Consider the following 1,185-nt stretch of genomic DNA (forward strand, 5'->3'; position numbering starts at 1 on the left):
ACCTTACCCAGACGGCCGACCAGCGGCATCATGTCCGGAGTAGCGATGCAGCGATCGAAATCGATCGTGCCCTTCTGGACGATGTCGACGAGGTCCTCGGCACCAACGATATCGGCGCCGGCGGCCTTGGCTTCTTCGGCCTTGTCGCCGCGCGCGAACACCGCGACGCGCACCGACCGGCCGGTGCCGTTCGGCAGGTTGACAACGCCGCGGACCATCTGGTCGGCATGGCGCGGATCGACGCCGAGATTCATCGCGACCTCGACCGTCTCGTCGAACTTCACCGTGGACCGGTCCTTCAGCAGCTGCAGCGCCTCAGAGAGCGCATAGGCCTTGTTCGGGTCGATGCCTTCACGGCTCTTGGCAACACGCTTTGCAATCTTTGCCATGATCTTAGCCCACCACTTCCAGGCCCATCGAGCGGGCGGAGCCCTCGACCATGCGCATGGCCGCTTCGACGTCGTTTGCGTTGAGGTCCTTCATCTTCTGCTCGGCGATCTGGCGCACCTTGTCGCGCGAGATCGTGCCGGCCTTGACCTTGCCCGGCTCTTTCGATCCAGACTTCAGGTTGGCGGCCTTCTTCAGGAAGTAGCTCACCGGCGGAGTCTTCATGACGAAGGTGAACGACTTGTCCTGGTAGTAGGTGATGACGACCGGGATGGGCGAGCCCTTCTCCAGTTCCTGGGTCTGCGCGTTGAACGCCTTGCAGAACTCCATGATGTTGATGCCGCGCTGACCAAGCGCCGGGCCGATCGGGGGCGACGGCGTGGCCGAGCCCGCGGCAACCTGGAGCTTGAGCTGGCCTGCAACTTTCTTAGCCATCTCTATTCCTGCCTTTTCTCATGCCGGGAAAACCGGCGGTTGCAGTCTGGTGGTGCGGTTCCAGCGGCCGGCTAAGCCGCATTCGCCTCCCACCCGCTCATGGCAGCGCCATTCCTTCGCGCCGCCGATCCCTTTGCCTCTCGGACGGGGACCTTCGGATCAGCCCTTTTCGACCTGTCCGAATTCGAGATCGACGGGCACCGCGCGCCCGAAGATCGAAACTTCCACCTTGAGGCGCGCCCGCTCCTCGTCCACTTCCTGGACGAAGCCGTTGAACGACGCGAACGGACCGTCCGAGACGCGGATCGCCTCGCCGATCTCGAAGGTGACCGACGGCTTCGGGCGCTCGACGCCTTCCTGAAC

General features: G+C 63.6%; 1 protein-coding gene and 2 pseudogenes. All 3 read right to left on the bottom strand.

Annotation, left to right across the window (positions count from 1 at the left end):
* Positions 1-389: pseudogene (locus tag EOA60_RS33860) on the bottom strand (50S ribosomal protein L1); the annotation flags it as partial.
* A gap of 4 nt (positions 390-393) precedes the next feature.
* Positions 394-822: a 50S ribosomal protein L11 gene (rplK, locus tag EOA60_RS33865; RefSeq protein WP_059189557.1), complete on the bottom strand. Its 429-nt coding sequence runs from the start codon at positions 820-822 to the stop codon at positions 394-396.
* Between the two features lie 159 nt (positions 823-981).
* Positions 982-1,185 (bottom strand): annotated as a pseudogene (locus tag EOA60_RS33870) (transcription termination/antitermination protein NusG); the annotation flags it as partial.

It is taken from the genome of Mesorhizobium sp. M1A.F.Ca.IN.020.06.1.1 (genome assembly GCF_004023265.1).
Lineage (GTDB): Bacteria > Pseudomonadota > Alphaproteobacteria > Rhizobiales > Rhizobiaceae > Mesorhizobium.

Coding starts and splice junctions, on each gene's coding strand:
- rplK (WP_059189557.1), bottom strand. CDS start 822: ATGGCTAAGAAAGTTGCAGGCCAGCTCAAGCTCCAGGTTGCCGCGGGC.